Annotated in this window: 15 protein-coding genes; 4 read left to right on the top strand and 11 right to left on the bottom strand. The window is 62.4% G+C overall.

The features are described 5' to 3' along the window. Window positions 1-152 precede the first annotated feature (152 nt). From dnaK to VPH40_RS15655, 5 genes are all read right to left on the bottom strand, one after another. A complete protein-coding gene (gene dnaK, locus VPH40_RS15635) occupies window positions 153-2,096 on the bottom strand; it encodes a molecular chaperone DnaK (RefSeq protein ID WP_070290878.1) in 1,944 nt (647 codons plus the stop codon). A gap of 91 nt (window positions 2,097-2,187) precedes the next feature. Further along, the gene (gene grpE, locus VPH40_RS15640) at window positions 2,188-2,724 is read right to left on the bottom strand and encodes a nucleotide exchange factor GrpE (RefSeq protein WP_251350097.1); all 537 of its coding nucleotides are present in this window, start codon (window positions 2,722-2,724) and stop codon (window positions 2,188-2,190) included. Between the two features lie 343 nt (window positions 2,725-3,067). Next, window positions 3,068-4,177, bottom strand: coding sequence for a ferrochelatase (gene hemH, locus VPH40_RS15645; protein WP_328573912.1), 1,110 nt, complete (start codon window positions 4,175-4,177; stop codon window positions 3,068-3,070). Between the two features lie 272 nt (window positions 4,178-4,449). After that, window positions 4,450-6,117 carry a DNA repair protein RecN gene (recN, locus tag VPH40_RS15650; protein WP_328573913.1) on the bottom strand — a complete coding sequence of 556 codons (1,668 nt, stop codon included), beginning with the start codon at window positions 6,115-6,117 and terminating at the stop codon, window positions 4,450-4,452. A gap of 49 nt (window positions 6,118-6,166) precedes the next feature. Then, window positions 6,167-7,126, bottom strand: a complete 960-nt coding sequence (locus VPH40_RS15655; protein ID WP_225317433.1) for an NAD kinase — start codon at window positions 7,124-7,126, stop codon at window positions 6,167-6,169. Between the two features lie 256 nt (window positions 7,127-7,382). On the opposite strand from VPH40_RS15655, the gene VPH40_RS15660 reads away from it, so the two are divergent. The 3 genes from VPH40_RS15660 to gloA all read left to right on the top strand — a co-directional run bounded on the left by VPH40_RS15660 (window position 7,383) and on the right by gloA (window position 8,710). Next, window positions 7,383-7,649 carry a hypothetical protein gene (locus VPH40_RS15660; RefSeq protein WP_328573914.1) on the top strand — a complete coding sequence of 89 codons (267 nt, stop codon included), beginning with the start codon at window positions 7,383-7,385 and terminating at the stop codon, window positions 7,647-7,649. Between the two features lie 106 nt (window positions 7,650-7,755). After that, the gene (locus tag VPH40_RS15665; RefSeq protein ID WP_034788746.1) at window positions 7,756-8,178 is read left to right on the top strand and encodes an OsmC family protein; all 423 of its coding nucleotides are present in this window, start codon (window positions 7,756-7,758) and stop codon (window positions 8,176-8,178) included. Between the two features lie 124 nt (window positions 8,179-8,302). Further along, window positions 8,303-8,710, top strand: coding sequence for a lactoylglutathione lyase (gene gloA, locus VPH40_RS15670; RefSeq protein WP_071653386.1), 408 nt, complete (start codon window positions 8,303-8,305; stop codon window positions 8,708-8,710). Window positions 8,711-8,714: 4 nt separating this feature from the next. Here the strand turns inward: gloA and VPH40_RS15675 are convergent, their stop codons facing one another. Then, window positions 8,715-9,620 carry a LysR substrate-binding domain-containing protein gene (locus tag VPH40_RS15675; protein ID WP_328573915.1) on the bottom strand — a complete coding sequence of 302 codons (906 nt, stop codon included), beginning with the start codon at window positions 9,618-9,620 and terminating at the stop codon, window positions 8,715-8,717. A gap of 93 nt (window positions 9,621-9,713) precedes the next feature. Here VPH40_RS15675 and VPH40_RS15680 point away from each other — a divergent pair, with 93 nt between their 5' ends. Next, window positions 9,714-10,181 carry a DMT family transporter gene (locus VPH40_RS15680; protein WP_099666321.1) on the top strand — a complete coding sequence of 156 codons (468 nt, stop codon included), beginning with the start codon at window positions 9,714-9,716 and terminating at the stop codon, window positions 10,179-10,181. Between the two features lie 68 nt (window positions 10,182-10,249). Here VPH40_RS15680 and VPH40_RS15685 read toward each other — a convergent pair whose 3' ends face one another. The 5 genes from VPH40_RS15685 to VPH40_RS15705 all read right to left on the bottom strand — a co-directional run bounded on the left by VPH40_RS15685 (window position 10,250) and on the right by VPH40_RS15705 (window position 16,206). Then, window positions 10,250-11,590, bottom strand: coding sequence for a TolC family outer membrane protein (locus VPH40_RS15685; RefSeq protein WP_070254684.1), 1,341 nt, complete (start codon window positions 11,588-11,590; stop codon window positions 10,250-10,252). A 141-nt stretch (window positions 11,591-11,731) separates the two neighbouring features. After that, entirely contained in the window at window positions 11,732-12,055 is a 324-nt protein-coding gene (locus VPH40_RS15690) for a rhodanese-like domain-containing protein (protein ID WP_034745954.1), read from the bottom strand. Between the two features lie 13 nt (window positions 12,056-12,068). Beyond that, window positions 12,069-12,719: a protein-L-isoaspartate O-methyltransferase family protein gene (locus VPH40_RS15695; RefSeq protein ID WP_034788761.1), complete on the bottom strand. Its 651-nt coding sequence runs from the start codon at window positions 12,717-12,719 to the stop codon at window positions 12,069-12,071. 169 nt (window positions 12,720-12,888) lie between these two features. Continuing rightward, window positions 12,889-13,539, bottom strand: coding sequence for a TetR/AcrR family transcriptional regulator (locus VPH40_RS15700; protein WP_077408726.1), 651 nt, complete (start codon window positions 13,537-13,539; stop codon window positions 12,889-12,891). Between the two features lie 246 nt (window positions 13,540-13,785). After that, complete coding sequence (locus VPH40_RS15705; RefSeq protein WP_328573916.1) at window positions 13,786-16,206, bottom strand: ABC transporter permease; 2,421 nt, start codon at window positions 16,204-16,206, stop codon at window positions 13,786-13,788.

Consider the following 16,206-nt stretch of genomic DNA (forward strand, 5'->3'; position numbering starts at 1 on the left):
CTTGCAGTCTATCTACTGATGTAAAAATTACACGAAAAAGCCGAGTCGAGTGCTGCGCTAGGCGCAGCGACTCGGCTCGGCCGGTCTTCGCGGCTAATCCCGCGATGTAGCGTTCAGCCCGGCTACCCCCAGTTCATGGGAGCGCAAGACAATTACTTGCTGTCTTTGACTTCTTTGAAGTCAGCGTCAACAACGTCGTCTTGCTTGGCGCCTGCGTCCGATGCGCCAGCAGCTTGCTGTGCACCTTCCGCGCCGCCGGCAGCTTGCTGCGCTTGCATGTCTGCATACATTTTTTCGCCCAGTTTCTGCGATGCGCTCGACAGTGCTTCCACCTTGGCGTCGATCTCAGCCTTGTCGCCCGCCTTGATGCTTGCTTCCAGGTCGGTGATCGCCGCTTCGATCTTCTCTTTCTCGCCCGCATCCAGCTTGTCGCCGTATTCGGTCAAGGATTTCCGGGTCGAGTGTACCAGAGCATCGGCCTGGTTGCGCGACTCGGCCAATTCTTTGACCTTCTTGTCTTCTTCCGCGTTCAACTCGGCATCTTTCACCATCTTCTGGATTTCCGCCTCGGTCAAGCCGGAATTGGCCTTGATCGTGATCTTGTTTTCCTTGCCGGTGGCCTTGTCTTTCGCGCCGACATGCAAGATGCCGTTGGCGTCGATGTCGAAGGTCACTTCGATCTGCGGCGTGCCGCGCGATGCTGGCGGGATGCCTTCCAGATTGAATTCGCCCAGACCCTTGTTGCCGGCGGCGATTTCGCGCTCACCCTGGAAGACCTTGATGGTCACCGCAGGCTGATTGTCGTCGGCCGTCGAGAAGACCTGGCTGAACTTGGTCGGAATCGTCGTGTTTTTGTGGATCATCTTGGTCATCACGCCGCCCAGGGTTTCGATACCCAGGGACAGAGGGGTGACGTCCAGCAACAGCAAATCCTTGCGTTCGCCCGACAGGACCGAACCTTGAATCGCTGCGCCCACGGCGACGGCTTCGTCCGGGTTCACGTCCTTGCGTGGATCCTTGCCGAAGAATTCCTTCACTTTTTCCTGTACCTTCGGCATACGCGTCATACCGCCGACCAGGATGATGTCATCGATGTCCGACACTTTCACGCCAGCATCTTTGATAGCGGTACGGCATGGTTCCATCGTGGCCGTGATCAGCTCTTCCACCAGCGATTCCAGCTTGGCGCGGGTCATCTTCAGGTTCAAGTGGACCGGTGCGCCGTTCGCCATGGCGATGTACGGCTCGTTGATCTCGGTTTGTTGCGACGACGACAATTCGATCTTCGCGCGCTCGGCCGAAGCCTTGATGCGCTGCAGGGCGATCGGATCTTTTTTCAGGTCGATGCCGTTGATCTTCTTGAACTCGTCGATGATGTAATCGATGACGCGCTGGTCGAAGTCTTCGCCGCCCAGGAAGGTGTCGCCGTTGGTCGACAGCACTTCAAATTGTTTCTCGCCATCAACATCCGCGATTTCGATGATCGACACGTCGAACGTACCGCCACCCAAGTCATACACGGCGATTTTACGGTCGCCTTTTTCGGTCTTGTCCAGGCCGAACGCCAGCGCTGCCGCGGTTGGCTCGTTGATGATGCGCTTGACGTCCAGGCCAGCGATACGGCCGGCATCCTTGGTAGCTTGACGCTGCGAGTCGTTGAAGTACGCAGGCACGGTGATGACGGCTTCGGTGACTTCTTCACCGAGGTAGTCTTCTGCCGTTTTCTTCATCTTGCGCAGCACTTCAGCCGAAATTTGCGGCGGCGCCAGTTTTTTGTCGCGTACGCCGATCCATGCATCGCCGTTGTCGGCTTTCATGATTTGGTAAGGCATCAGCGCGATGTCTTTTTGCACTTCTTTTTCGTCGAACTTGCGACCGATCAAACGCTTGACTGCGTACAGCGTGTTTTTCGGATTGGTCACGGCCTGGCGTTTCGCTGGCGCGCCGACGAGAATTTCGCCATCTTCTTGATAAGCAATAATCGACGGCGTCGTGCGTGCGCCTTCAGCGTTTTCGATTACCTTTGGTTGACCGTTTTCCATGATGGAAACGCAGGAATTCGTGGTTCCCAGATCGATACCGATAATTCTACCCATGATTTTTTTCCTTTTATTTGCTAGATTTCAGATGGTTCTTATATGTGGCAAAGCGGCATGGTTTCAAGGCTTGCTTGATGCCGCCCTCTGATTATTTTGCTTGCGCGGTCGTTACAATGGCTGGACGCAGCAGGCGGTCCGCAATCATATAGCCCTTTTGCAGGACTGACACGATGGTATTGGCTTCCTGGTCCGCTGGCACCACGGCAACAGCCTGGTGTTTCATCGGATCGAGCTTCTCGCCCTGCACCGGCAACACTTCCACCAGGCGGTTGCGCTCGAACGCGGCGTTCAGTTGCTTCAGGGTCATCTCGACGCCTTCTTTCAGCGAATCGATGGTCGGTGTTTCCACCGTCAGCGCCGTTTCCAGGCTGTCTTTCACCGGCACCATGGCTTCGGCAAAGCTTTCCACTGCGAATTTATGCGCTTTAGCAACATCTTCCTGCGCGCGGCGGCGGATATTTTCGCCATCGGCCTTGGCGCGCATGAAGGCATCGTGCATCTCTGCAAGACGCGCTTCGGTACTCGCCAGCTGCTCTTCCAAAGTAGGCTCTGCGGGAGTCGATGGGGCAGTCGCCGCGGCGTCCGCTTGCGGATTAGGTACAGCTTGGTTTTCCTGATCTTGCATCTGAAAAGCTCCTACAATCAATGACTTAAATGAGTTAGTCTAACTATCTTTACAACACTAACGGGCAGATGGGGCTATATCCTATTGTTTCAAGGGGTATGCATGGCAAAACCGGAATTACAGCGATCCATGTTACAGCTTATTACAAAGCACTTCCCATTTCAGGCAGCGATCCGTGCGCGCCCCCCTTGATTTTCCAGGCTTCCCACGGCAAAGCGGGCATTCTACCAGCCCCGCCGCAGCCATCGCCACTGGCGATGTTGCTATTCAGAAAACCCCTTGGCTGCGCCAGACATGACAAAGCCGCGCAAGCGCGGCTTTTTATTGTCAAAAATAATTGCCTTTAATTCGACGCACCCAGGGCCAGGGCCGCCGTGCGCGCCTGCTCGCCCGCCTTCTTGTCCGCTTCGCGCTGCGCCGCCGTCTTCATCGTCGGCCAGCCAATCATGTGCTGTTCGGCAATTTCCGCCAGGCCCGCGATCCAGGCTGGCGTTTCGTTCAGGCAAGCGATGTAATGAAACTGCTGGCCGCCGGCCGCTTCGAAGTCATGCTTGGCTTCCATGGCGATCTCTTCCAGCGTTTCCAGGCAATCGCTGGTAAAGCCGGGACACAGCAGGTCGACGCGCTTGACGCCCTGTTGCGCCAGCGCCACGAGGGTGGGCGCCGTGTATGGCTGCAGCCATTCGGCCTTGCCAAAGCGCGACTGGAAAGTCACCACGTATTGCTCTTTACTTAATTTTAACTTTTCCGCCAGCAGGCGCGCCGTTTTCAGGCATTGGCAGTGGTAGGGATCGCCCAGCAGCAGGGTGCGCTTGGGCACGCCATGAAAACTCATCACCAGTTTTTCCGGACGGCCATGCGCTTCCCAGTGGTTCAGCACGGAGTCGCGCAAGGCGTCGATATACGTGTCGTGCTCGTGATACTGCTTGATAAAGCGCAATTCCGGCACATTGCGCACGTTGGCGTAATGGGCAAACACGGCGTCGTAGATGGAACCTGTCGTCGTGCCCGAGTATTGCGGATAGGCAGGCAGGATGGCGATGCGCTCGCAGCCTTCGCTTTTCAGCCTGGCCAGCACCTCGGGCAAGGAAGGCGAACCGTAGCGCATGGCCATGGCCACCGTCACGCCGTCGTGACCCCGCTCGGCCAGGGCGCCGGCCAGCAACTTGGCTTGCTTTTGCGTGTGCACTTTCAGGGGCGAACCTTCGCGCGTCCAGATCGACGCGTATTTCTTGGCCGACTGGCCGGAGCGGAAGGGCAAAATGATCAAGTTCAAAATGAACCACCAGACGATGCGGGGAATCTCCACCACGCGGGGATCCGACAAAAATTGCTTCAGGTAGCGCCGCACGGCCGACGACGTCGGCGCATCGGGCGTGCCCAGGTTGACCAGCACCACGGCGCTGCGGTCGATGCTGCCATGCGTGTACGGAGGTTCTGTTTGAAATGACATGAAGGCTCTTCGAAGGCGTTGGATGGATTAGCCGACCATTATAGTTACATTGCATCAACATCGGGAAAGATGGAAAGGAACGGCATAAGGCTAACTGCTATTCTCGCCAGACCGGTTTACGCTAACAACGCCTAACAAAACCGTAGCGAGCGGCAGCGAGGCTCGGCGCCCCCGTTGGCCCGAGAAGCGGAGCTGTGCGAAGCATGGGGCCGCCGAGGCAGTGAGCATCGCAGGCCGCGACCCACGACGCGCAGTAGGTTTGGTTAGGTGTACTAGATAGCCAGCAACTCGCGTGCATGCTTGCGCGTGGTGGCCGTGATTTCCAGGCCGCCCAGCATGCGCGCCACTTCCTCCACCCTGGCCTTGGCGTCGAGCATGTCGATGCGCGACGCCGTCTTGCCATTGTCCAGGGTGCTTTTTGCCACCTGGAAATGCTGATTCGCCTGGCTGGCCACTTGCGGCAAGTGGGTCACGCACAGCACTTGCCGTCCCTGCCCCAGGCGCTTCAGCAGCCGCCCCACCACTTCGGCGACGGCGCCGCCGATGCCGCTGTCGACCTCGTCGAAGATCAGGGTCGGCGTGGTGGTGGCGTGCGAGGTGATGACGGAGATGGCCAGCGCGATGCGCGCCAGCTCGCCGCCGGACGCGACTTTCGCCAGCGAGCGGGGCGCCGTGCCCGCATGGCCGGCGACGAGGAACTCCACTTGCTCCAGGCCATGGGCGGCCGGCTCGCACGGGTGCAGGGCGATTTCAAAGCTGCCGCCCGTCATGCTCAGTTCCTGCATGGCACGCGTGACGGCGTGCCCCAGTTCCAGGGCGGCGGCGCGGCGCGTGTCAGACAAGCGCTCGGCCACGCTGCGGTACTCGGCCTCGATCTTCGCTTCCTGGCGCAGCAAGCCTTCGATGTCGGAAGCGTCGGCCAGGTGCTGCAGCTTTTCCGACAGCTTCGCGTGTTCCTCGGGTAGTTCTTCCGGCGTGACGCGGAATTTGCGGGCCGTGCTGTGCATGGCTTCCATGCGCGCGTCGAGCTGGTGCAGGCGCTCCGGGTCCAGCTCGACCCGGTCCAGGTAATTGTTCAGCGCGTACACGGATTCCTGCAACTGGATGCGCGACGATTCGATCAGGTCGACGATCGGCTGCAATTCCGCATCGACGGAGACGAGCTTGCCCAGCTTCTGGTTCAGTGCCGACAGTTGCGACACGATCGGGTGGTCTTCCGACTCGGAAATAGTCGACAGGGCTTCCTGCGCCCCTTCCAGCAGGCTGGCCGCATGCGACAGGCGGCTGTGCTCGTTCGTGATGTCCGTCCATTCACCGGGCTTGGCGGCCAGCTTTTCCAGTTCTCCCACTTGCCATTCGAGGCGTTCGCGCTCGTACAGCACGTTGGCGGCGTTGGTTTCGAATTCTTCGCGCTGGCGCACGAGGGCGCGCCAGCGCTTGTGCAGGGCCGCCACTTGCCGCGCATCCTGTTCCGCGCCCGCTTCGCGCGCCGTCGCCTGGCCATCGAGCAAGGCGCGCTGGGCTTCGCTTTTCAGCAGGGACTGGTGCGCGTGCTGGCCATGGATGTCGACCAGCATGTCGCCCAGTTCGCGCAGCTGCGCGGCCGTGGCGGGGATGCCGTTGATATACGCCTTCGAGCGGCCCGCATTGTCGATCACGCGGCGCAACAGGGCGCCGCCATCGTCGTTGGCGAATTCATGCGCCACCAGCCAGGCCTGCGCCACTTCGCTGACGGAGAAATCGGCCGTGATGTCGGCCTTGGCCGCACCTTCGCGCACCACGCTGGCGTCGACGCGCCCGCCCAGCGCCAGGGTCAGCGCATCGATGAGGATGGACTTGCCGGCGCCCGTCTCGCCCGTCAGCACGCTGAAGCCGGCGGAAAATTCCAGTTCAATGGTATCGACAATGACAAAATCGCGGATGGACAGTGTATGGAGCATGGCTTCTGTGGTTAGGCGGCGCACCGCGGGTTGACGTAGAGAAAACTAGTTAGCTGAGCTTGCCCTCGCCCGACGGGTACTCATTCCAGTGCAACTTTTCACGCAGGGTGTTGTAGTAACTCCACCCTTCCGGATGCAGGAAGGTAATCGTATGCGGCGAACGGCGGATGAGGATGCGGTCTTGCTGCACCAGGCTGGCAAAGGTCTGCATGTCGAAATTGACGCTGATATCGCGCCCGCGCACAATTTCCACGACGATCTGGCTGGAGTCGGGCAGCACGATGGGGCGGTTCGACAACGCATGCGGGGCGATCGGCACGAGCACGATGCCGCCCAGGGTCGGGTGCAGCAATGGGCCGCCGGCCGACAGCGAATACGCGGTCGAGCCCGTGGGCGTGGAAATGATCAAGCCATCCGAACGCTGGTTGTACATGAAGTGGCCATCGACCTCGACGCGCAATTCGGCCATGCCGGCACCGGCGCCGCGCGAGACGACGACATCGTTGACGGCCATGCCCACGTGTATCGACTCGCCGTCACGCAGCACGCTGCCTTCAAGCAAGGTACGGCGTTCGGCCTTGAAGCGGCCACCGAGAATTTGCGCCAGCACGGGCAGCATGCGCTCGAGCGGGATATCGGTCATGAAACCCAAGCGTCCTTGATTGATGCCGATCAAGGGTACGTCGAATGGCGCCAGCTGGCGCGCAATGCCCAGCATGGTGCCGTCGCCACCCATGACGATGGCGCAATCGGCGGCGGCGCCGATCTCGGCCGGCGACATGGCGCGCACGCCGGGAAACGCCAGGTTCAGATGCGCGGCCGTCTCCGCCTCAAAGACCACCGTGTGGCCCAGCACTTGCAGGAAATCGACGATGCTTTTCACGGGTTCGGCAATGCCATCCGTATTCTGGCGCACGACCAAGGCGATGGTCTTGGCGCCCAGGTTGAAGCGTTCGCCCGGGGCTGGCGAGTGCGCGGCTGGCTGTTCGGCGGGTGTATCGACGGGCATAAGAGTCTCGGTAGTAAATTCGGTGGCAAACCGCCCCAGGCTGTCGCGTCGCACGCCGGCATCGCATGATACTGTATATATGCACAGTATAGTGCGGCTGCCGTGTGCCCGCAAGGGGCGTTCTTGGTGTTGCACGCAGTGTAGCGCAGAAAAAGATTCGTCCATGCGTGCGCCAGCGCTCCCAGCATGGACAAATCCGCTTGCAGGCGGCCTGGCGCGGCGGGACACTGGTTTCACTTTACTGCCAGGAGGCCATATGCATACCCCACCAAGCGAACGCAAGATCAATACCGATGAAAAGGTCAAGAATGACGGCGTCGACCGCCTGCCGCACGAGCGCGACGAGTCCCCCGATGCGCAAAACCCACGCCCGCGCAAAATCATGCAACAGGCGGCCAGCGACCTGGAACAGGGCCTGGTCGATACGGATCGGCGCGCCCAGCCCGGCGTGGAAAAGGTCAAGCCGGCCGAACCGAAACAGGCCCGTCCCGACGCGCAGCTGGAACCAAAGAAGGCACGCTGAGTCGAACTGTCGTTGGCCGCGCATGCTCCCACAGTGTGACGCAACGAACGGAAGCGCCAAGCCCTGGCGCGCATGATGGACGCTCGAACCACGCAAGGAGTACATCATGAAAAAAACAGGATCAGCCGTCTGGAGTGGCGGCCTTAAGGATGGCAAAGGGTTTATTTCCACCCAAAGCGGCGCGCTCGACAATGTGGCCTATGGCTTCAACACACGCTTCGAAGACGGTCCCGGCAGCAATCCGGAAGAACTGATCGGCGCTGCCCATGCGGCCTGCTTCACCATGGCCCTATCCGGCCAACTGGGCGAAGCGGGCCTGCGTGCTACGGCACTGAAAACCACGGCCGATGTCAGCCTGGAAAAAATCGATGGCAGCTATGCCATCACGGCCGTGCACCTGACCCTGGTGGCCAGCATTCCCGGCGCCACGGAAGAAGCATTCCAGGATGCGGCCCTGCGCGCCAAGCTCGGCTGCCCCGTGTCCAAGTTGCTGGCCACGGAAATCACGCTGGATGCCCATCTGGAGTAAATCCAGCGGCACTAACGTCACCGTCCGCTGCTGTCCTGCACCAGGACAGCTGGGGCGGTCTCGGCAAGAAAGCCGTAAAACGCATAAAATCCTGCCATTCCCCTATCATCATCAAGGATTTACGATGCGTATTTTGCACACCATGTTACGGGTCGGCGACCTGCAGCGCTCCATCGATTTTTACACCAAGGTCCTGGGCATGACATTGCTGCGCACCAGCGACAACCCGGAATACCAGTACACGCTGGCCTTCGTCGGCTATGGCTCGAATCCCGACCACGCGGAACTGGAACTGACGTATAACTATGGCACCACCAGCTATGAGCTGGGCACGGCCTACGGCCACATCGCCATCTCGGCCGACGACATCGTCGCCGCGTGCGACGCGGCACGCGCAAATGGCGGCAACGTCACGCGCGAACCGGGTCCCGTGAAAGGTGGCAACACGGTCATCGCCTTCATCACCGACCCGGACGGCTACAAGATCGAATTGATCGAGCGCAAGTTCGACGGCCAGGGCGGCGGCCTGTAATACCTCAGCCTGGCTCAGCGGCCTGTGCAATGGCCGCGCGCAGCCAGGCGATGCCCGCGTCGCCCTCCGTGCGGCGGTGCCGTATCACTTCAAACGCAAACGGCGCGATGGCAAATGGCGCAGCGTACTGCGCCAGCCCTTGCGCCGCGCTGCCCTGCAAGGCGCGGCGCGCCACCGTCAGGATCAAGTCCGTCCCCCTCACGACGTCCGGTGCGACCGTCCAGTACGGCACACGCACGGCGATGCGGCGCGTCTGTCCCAGCTGGGCCAGAGCCGCGTCGACTTCGGCCGCCATGCCGCCTTCGCTGGATGCCACCAGCACGTGCGGGCGCGCCAGATAGGTGTCCAGATTCAAGGTTTGGCCGTCTGCCAGGCTGGCCGGATCGAGCGCGCACGCGAACGTTTCCTCAAACAAAGTTTCTCTGTGTAGCTGCTCGGGCAGTTGCGGGAACACGCCGAGCGCCAGGTCGATCTCGCCGTCCTGCACGCCAGCGATCACGGCCGGACGACTGGCGTAGCTGACAACCAGGTCGATGCCGGGCGCGTCCGCGCGCAAGCGCCGCAGCAAAGCGGGCAAGAGCATGGCCGCGCCGTAATCCGACATGGCCAGGCGAAACACGCGCTGCGCCGTGGCCGCCTCGAAGACGGCGCCGCCCAGCACGGAACGCACGCTTTGCAGGGCTTCGGCCAAGGGCCGCGCCAATTCCAGCGCGCGCGCCGTCGGCTGGAAGCCGCCCTTGCCGCGCAGTAGCAGCGGGTCGCCAAGCAGGTGGCGCAAGCGGGCCAGCGCATGGCTGACGGCAGGCTGGCTCATATGTAACCGTTCGGCCGCGCGCGACAAATGGCGCTCGCTGAGCAACGCATCCAGGATCACCAGCAAGTTCAAATCGACGGCGCGCAGATTATTCATTTCATGCATAGTTGGATGACAAACTACGAATTGGATTTAATCATGACAGCATAATACGATGATCGCATCAACTCAACAAAGATGGAGTAGCACATGCATGGATGGATCACCGTATTTGCCCCGCTGGCCATGCTGGCCGGCGCCGTCGTTCCCTTCCAGGCGGGCGCGAATGCCGCGCTGGGCCGCAACCTGGGCCACCCGCTGTGGGCCACCCTCGCCTCGCTGGCCGTCAGCGCCGTGCTCGCGTCCCTCGTGATGCTGCTCTGGCGGGTGCCGGCGCCCGATGTCAGCCTCGCCATGCGCGGACCGGGCTGGTCCTGGCTGGGCGGCGCGGCCGGCGTGTTTTATATTACGGCCGCGCTGATGCTGGCGCCGCGCATGGGGTCCGGCCCCTTCATGGCGGCCGTCATCGGCGGGCAAATGCTGGCCGCGCTGGCCATCGACCGCTACGGCTTGCTGGGCTTTGCCGTGAAGCAAATTTCTCCGCTGCACTGGGCCGGTGCGGGGTTGGTGGTGGCGGGCGTGATCCTGACGCAAGTGGCCAACAGCCGCGCCGTGTGATAACACGGCAAGACGAAAAAAAACCAGCGCCGTCGCCGGTGCTGGTTTTGATCGTGCGCAATACTGGATTATTTGTCCAGCAAGGCATTGACCGGCATCAAGTCCGTTTCCTTCAGGGTGCCGGCCGCCGCCTTCAGGCGCAAGCCGTTCATGATGGTGTCGTAGCGGGCTTTCGACAGGTCTTTTTGCGTCGAGAACAATTGTTTCTGCGCATTCAACACGTCGATATTGATGCGCACGCCCACTTGATAGCCGAGCTGGTTCGACTCCAGCGCCGACTTGCTCGACACTTCCGCCGCTTCCAGCGCCTTGACTTGCGCCAGGCCGCTATTAACGCCGAGGAAAGCCTGGCGCGCGCCTTGCGATGCCGTGCGGCGTGCCGTTTCCAGGTCGTTGCGAGCCTTGTTTTCCAGCGCGATCGATTCGCGCACCTTGCTGGTGACGGCAAAGCCGCTGAAGATCGGGATGCTCCACTGCACGCCGATGGCATTGTTGTTATTGCCGCTGCCATTGCCGCCACCGGAAGTGTAGCTATGGCCCGTGTTGGCGATCAGGTCCAGGGTCGGGTAGTGGCCGGCGCGGTTGCGGCCGATGTCGCGCTTGGCCGATTCCACGTTGAACTGGGCCGTGACGACGCCATAGTTCTGCTCTTCGGCGGATGATACCCACGGCTCGACGGCAGCCGGTTCCGGCGCGCTGATGACCACGCCCGTGCGCATCGGCGCCAGATTCGTTGGCGCCTCGCCGATGATGGTTTGCAAGGCGCTGCGCTTGTTGGCCAGGTCATTGATGGCGGCAAACTCCTGCGCCACCACCAGGTCGTAGGCCGCCTGCGCTTCGTGCGTGTCGGTAATCGTTTGCGTGCCGACTTCGAAGTTGCGCTTGGCCGATGCCAGCTGCTCCGTCGTGGCGACCTTTTGCGCCTGCGTGGCGCCCAGGTTGTCCTGCGCGCTCAGCACGTCGAAATACGCCTGCGCCACGCGGGTGATCAGGTCTTGCTGGACTTGCGCAAATTGCGCTTCAGCAATCGCTTGCGCCAGCTTGCTTTGCTGATAGGTTTCCCAGCGGTCCCAGCGGAACAGCGGCTGCGCCAGGGTCAGGTTGTAGCTGTTCGTGCGCACGTTCACGGATGGCGAAGTGATCTTGTTGCCGCCATTGTTCTGGACGATCTGTTCCTGATTGCCGCGCGTATTGCTGCCCGAGGCAGAGATTTGCGGCAGCAAGCCTGCCAATCCCTGCGGAACCCGCTCCATCCCGGCCGACAGGGCCGCCCGCGCGCTCGCATACTGCGCGTCATTGGCCAGCGCCTGCTGGTACACCTGGATGAGATCGGCCGCCTGCGCTTGCAGCGAGTATGTCATCGAGACAAAGGCGCTGGTCATCAGCACGGCGATAAGGGGTTTCCGCATTGCATTTCTCCGTTGGAGTCGTCAAAAGTTGATGGAATCAAAAATCTGCTACCGCTTGCCTTGCGCCCGCCGGGTGAGCGGGGTACAGGCCTCCGCAGGCATGCAGGAAAACATGCCTGGGTGCATCTACTGCAAAATAACTTAGTATTTAGGCATCGCGCTGTCGACTTGCAGCGCCCAGGCATGCACGCCGCCCGTCAAATTACTGATCTTGCCAAAACCATTGCGCTCCAGGAAGGCTGCCACTTGCATGCTGCGCATGCCGTGATGGCAGATGCAGACGATCTCGGCGTCTTCATCGAGATCATCGATGCGCGCAGGAATCGAATTCATCTGCATCAGGGTGGCACCGTCGAGGTGGCACAGGTCGAACTCCCACTGTTCCCGCACGTCCAGCAACAAGGGGCGCGGGCGGGAAGGGTCAGCCAGCCAGGCGGCCAGCTGCGGTGCACTCAAATGCTCCATCGAATCGGTCGCCTCAGAACTGGAAATGCGACGGTGCCACGGCTTGCAGCGGCGTGACATTGGTTTCAAACAGCTTGCGCGTGTCGTAGGCCTTGTCCGAGCTGCGCGTGATCAGGTGCGCCGACATGATCGGCGCTTCGCCGATGATGGCCAGGATGCGGCCGCCGACTTTCACTTGTTGCAACAGTGCTTCCGGCAACACGGCCAGGGCGCCGGACACGACGATCACGTCATACGGTGCGCCCTTGCTCCAGCCCTGGGCGCCGTCGCCCAGTTCCACGGTGACATTCGTCACGCCGTTGGCGGCCAGGGTCTGTTCGGCCAGGGTTTTCAATTGGGGAACGATTTCCACGCTCGTCACATGACGTGCCTTGTGCGCCAGCAACGCGGCCATGTAGCCGCTGCCGGTGCCGATTTCCAGCACATTTTCATGCTTTTTGACGGCTACGTCTTGCAAAATGCGCGCTTCCAGCTTCGGCGTCAACATGCATTCGCCACCGCCCAGTGGAATTTCGGTATCGACGAAGGCCAGGTTCTTATAGGCGGCCGGCACGAAATCTTCACGCTTGACCACGTTCAACAGCTCCAATACGTCGATATCCAGTACGTCCCATGGACGGATCTGCTGTTCGATCATATTGAAGCGGGCTTGTTCGATATTCATCTTTGGACTCGGTAAGTGAAGTAATAATCCGCCATTTTATCGTTGAACTGGCTGAAAGCACATGTTAACCATAAAGGCGGGGAATGGAGGAAATTTGCGACGATCTGCAGATTTGGGGGGGCGAACCTTGGAAAAGGGGCAACTGAACGGTAGAGGCAAGCTCTACATATCAACTTTTCCCGGGCGCCTCCACCTGCAAGCTGCGCAAGCTCATGTCGATAAAGGCATCCATGTAGGCGACGGGATCGATGTTCTTGACCTCGCACGGCAGGAAGGAGTGCGTCCACATCATCAGCATGGTGACGGGCGCGCTGAGGATGGTGCTGACCAGCACGGGATCGACCTGGCGGAATTCGCCGCGCTGCATGCCCCGTTCCAGCAAGGTGGCGATCAGCGCATTGCCGCGCGTGACCACCTCTTCGTTGTAAAACTGCGCCAGTTCCGGGAAATTGTTCGCTTCGGCCAGCATCAGCTTGGTCAAACCGGCCAGCTTGGTGGCGCCGAATTCTTCCCACCATTGCATCATCATGCTGCGCAACAACTCGGCGCTGCTGCTGTCCGAGGCAGCCATGCTGTCTTCCGCCTCGCCGATGGAATGCACGATATTGTCGCGCACCACGGCCTTGAACAGCTCTTGCTTGTTCTCAAAGTACAGGTACAGGGTGCCTTTCGACACGCCGGCCCGCTTGGCCACATCCTCCAGGCGCGTCGATGCGAAGCCCCGTTCGACAAACAGGTCGAGGGCGGCGGCGAGCAATTCCTGCGGGCGGGCATCCTTGCGCCGCTCCCAGCGGGGCTTGGTATCAATCGGGGCTTGCATGTGTCTTTCCAAGTAACTTACTTTTGAGTCATTAATGGTAGACCGGTCTACCGTCAAGGTCAAGCGCCGGTTGCCAGACCCATCCTGATCGCACGAAAAGGGCGCAGAAGTACACTGATGCGTTTACATAAGCAGCCGCACCTCGCCGGCTGGCCGATCCGCACGCTCGCCATTGTAACGCGTCGCTGTGGCATGGCGCCCATCGGCTGGGAGCGTCCGACGCTGACGCCATGCGGCAAGCCCGTCTCAATCGCGCAAGGCTTGCGCCGGCGCCATGCGCATGGCCAGCCAGGCGTGGCGCGCAGTCGCCAGGGCCACCACGAACGCGGCCGCCAGCAGCGCCAGCGCCAGAGGCCAGGCACCGATGGGCGGATGCGCGCTGAAGGCCGCCAGGTAGCGCGCGATCGCCAACGCGGCCGGTGGCAAAGCCGCCACGCCGGCGATGGCGAGCAGCCACAGGAACTCGCGCACCACCAGCGTCCCGATGGCCAGGCGCCCGGCGCCATGCAGCTTGCGCAACACGATCTCGCGCGCGCGCCGCTGCACATTGTGCGCCACCAGCACATATACGCCAAAGGCCGCCAGCACGAAGATGGCGGCGCTGGCCCAGGCCAGCAGGCTGGCCATGCGGCGATCGTCGGCATAGGCGCTGGCGGCATATGCCGTCAGCGGCTTGGGCGCATACACTTGTCCCGGAAAATAGCGCTGCCACAGGGGGGCGATGGCTTCCGTCACGCTGGCGCCGTCCGCCCCCGCCGCCAGGCGCACGGTCAGCATCGCATTGGCAGGGTCGAGTCGGTACATCACAGGCAGCAGCGGCTCGCGCAAGCTTTGCCAGCGGATGTCCGGCACGACGCCGACGATCTGCAAGGCCTGGCCATTGAGCCAGCGTCCCGGCGCCTGCTGCGCCGTGGCCATGCCCAGCGCGCGCACAGCCGCCATGTTGATGACGACGGCGCTCGCCTCCGGCGCACGCTCGATGGCGGGATCGAACGCGCGCCCCGCCAGCGCGGCCACCCCGTACGCGTCGAAAAAGCTGGCGCTGACTTCACGGATCTCCAGCGAGATGCTGCCGCCGTCGCCGCGCTGCACGATATCGCTGGAACGCGTGCCGCCGCCCCCGTCGCGGCCAGGCACGTCGCGGCTGTCCGCCACCGCCGCCACGCCGGGCAGGCGCAGCACGGCGTCGCGGAAGGCCACGCTGGCCGGCTGGCGCATATCCTGCCCCTTCGGCAATTCCAGCACCAGCAGCGGCGCCGCATCGAAGCCGCGCGCAGCCTCGCTGGCATAGCGCGTCTGCCAGGCTACCGCCAGCGCCACGCTGCCCAGGCCCATCGCCAGGGCCAGTTGCGACACCGTCAGCACGCGGCGCAGGCCGGCGCTGCCGCGGGTGTCGCCGCTGCGCTGCGCCAGCGCCTGGCGCATGTCGACACGGCAGACCAGCCAGCCCGGATAGGCGCCCGCCGCCGTGCCGGCCAGCACGCACAGCACCAGCGGCAGCGGTGCAAAGATATCGTCCAGCGGCCGCGCCACCAGCGCGGCGAACAGGGGCAGCAGCAACCAGGCCAGCAGCACGCCCAGCGCCGTGGCCCCCAGCGACAGCAGCAGCGATTCGGCCAGGAACTGGGCCAGCAACTGCCCCGAAGAAGCGCCCAGCACGCGCCGCACGGCGATTTCACGCTGGCGCTGCAAGGTGCGCACGGCCGCCAGGCTGATGTAGTTGGACACGGCCAGCAGCAGGATCAGCAGGCCGATGGCGCCCAGTCCCAGCACCAGCCGCCGGTCGGCGCGCGGACCGCTGCCGATGGTGTTGGCCACCGTGGTGTCGAAATAGGCGTCGCGCAGGGGCCCCAGCGCGATCTCGACGGGCTTGCGCTCGCCCAGCGCGGCGCGCTGCTGCGGCGGCACGAGGCTGTTCCACGGTCCCTGGTCAGTGGCAGTCTGCAGCGCGCCGCGCAAGGCTTCGGCGCTCACGCCCGCTCCCGCCTTGACATAAATCTTGCCGGCGATGCCCATCCAGTTGGCCAGCGCCGCGTCGCGCTGGGGCGCCGGCCACAGCACGCTGCCCGTGCCCGCCAGCAGCGCATAGGACACCGTGCTGGCCAGCGGCGGATCGGCCAGCACGGCGCGCACGCGCAGGCGTTGCCGGTCCAGCGCGATATCGCGCCCCAGCACGCGCTCCGGCGCGTCGGCGTGGCCGAACAGGCGGCGCGCCATCGACTCCGTCACGGCCAGGCCATCGGGCCGGCTCAGCGCCGCCGACAGGTCGCCGGCCAGCACGCGCGGCTGGAAGATGGCGGCAAAAGCGGGATCGACGGCCGTGATCTCGAGTTCCTGCTGGCGGCCATCCTGCTCGAAGGTCGCCTTGCGCGGCCAGAACACGCTCGCTTGCAAGGGGAAACCGCTGCGCAGCGCCACGTCGCGCAGGGCAAATGGCGTGTATTCCAGCCACTGCGGCTGCGGAATGAAGTTGAGCCGGTGCTTCAGCACATAGACGCGCTCGGCTTGCGGCACGGCGGCATCGAAGCTGAAGGAATAGCGGACCAGACAAAGCAGCAACAGGCACAGTGCAAAACCCGTCGCCAGCCCGCCCAGCGCGGCGGCGGAATACGCCGGTTGCTGCGCCAGCAAGCGCCAGCCGATACGAAAATTTCGTGCAGACATCAT

This window comes from Janthinobacterium sp. P210005 (genome assembly GCF_036231865.1).
GTDB classification, from domain to species: domain Bacteria; phylum Pseudomonadota; class Gammaproteobacteria; order Burkholderiales; family Burkholderiaceae_D; genus Janthinobacterium; species Janthinobacterium kumbetense.

Coding starts and splice junctions, on each gene's coding strand:
- dnaK (WP_070290878.1), bottom strand. CDS start 2,096: ATGGGTAGAATTATCGGTATCGATCTGGGAACCACGAATTCCTGCGTT.
- grpE (WP_251350097.1), bottom strand. CDS start 2,724: ATGCAAGATCAGGAAAACCAAGCTGTACCTAATCCGCAAGCGGACGCC.
- hemH (WP_328573912.1), bottom strand. CDS start 4,177: ATGTCATTTCAAACAGAACCTCCGTACACGCATGGCAGCATCGACCGC.
- recN (WP_328573913.1), bottom strand. CDS start 6,117: ATGCTCCATACACTGTCCATCCGCGATTTTGTCATTGTCGATACCATT.
- VPH40_RS15655 (WP_225317433.1), bottom strand. CDS start 7,126: ATGCCCGTCGATACACCCGCCGAACAGCCAGCCGCGCACTCGCCAGCC.
- VPH40_RS15660 (WP_328573914.1), top strand. CDS start 7,383: ATGCATACCCCACCAAGCGAACGCAAGATCAATACCGATGAAAAGGTC.
- VPH40_RS15665 (WP_034788746.1), top strand. CDS start 7,756: ATGAAAAAAACAGGATCAGCCGTCTGGAGTGGCGGCCTTAAGGATGGC.
- gloA (WP_071653386.1), top strand. CDS start 8,303: ATGCGTATTTTGCACACCATGTTACGGGTCGGCGACCTGCAGCGCTCC.
- VPH40_RS15675 (WP_328573915.1), bottom strand. CDS start 9,620: ATGAATAATCTGCGCGCCGTCGATTTGAACTTGCTGGTGATCCTGGAT.
- VPH40_RS15680 (WP_099666321.1), top strand. CDS start 9,714: ATGCATGGATGGATCACCGTATTTGCCCCGCTGGCCATGCTGGCCGGC.
- VPH40_RS15685 (WP_070254684.1), bottom strand. CDS start 11,590: ATGCGGAAACCCCTTATCGCCGTGCTGATGACCAGCGCCTTTGTCTCG.
- VPH40_RS15690 (WP_034745954.1), bottom strand. CDS start 12,055: ATGGAGCATTTGAGTGCACCGCAGCTGGCCGCCTGGCTGGCTGACCCT.
- VPH40_RS15695 (WP_034788761.1), bottom strand. CDS start 12,719: ATGAATATCGAACAAGCCCGCTTCAATATGATCGAACAGCAGATCCGT.
- VPH40_RS15700 (WP_077408726.1), bottom strand. CDS start 13,539: ATGCAAGCCCCGATTGATACCAAGCCCCGCTGGGAGCGGCGCAAGGAT.
- VPH40_RS15705 (WP_328573916.1), bottom strand. CDS start 16,206: ATGATGTCTGCACGAAATTTTCGTATCGGCTGGCGCTTGCTGGCGCAG.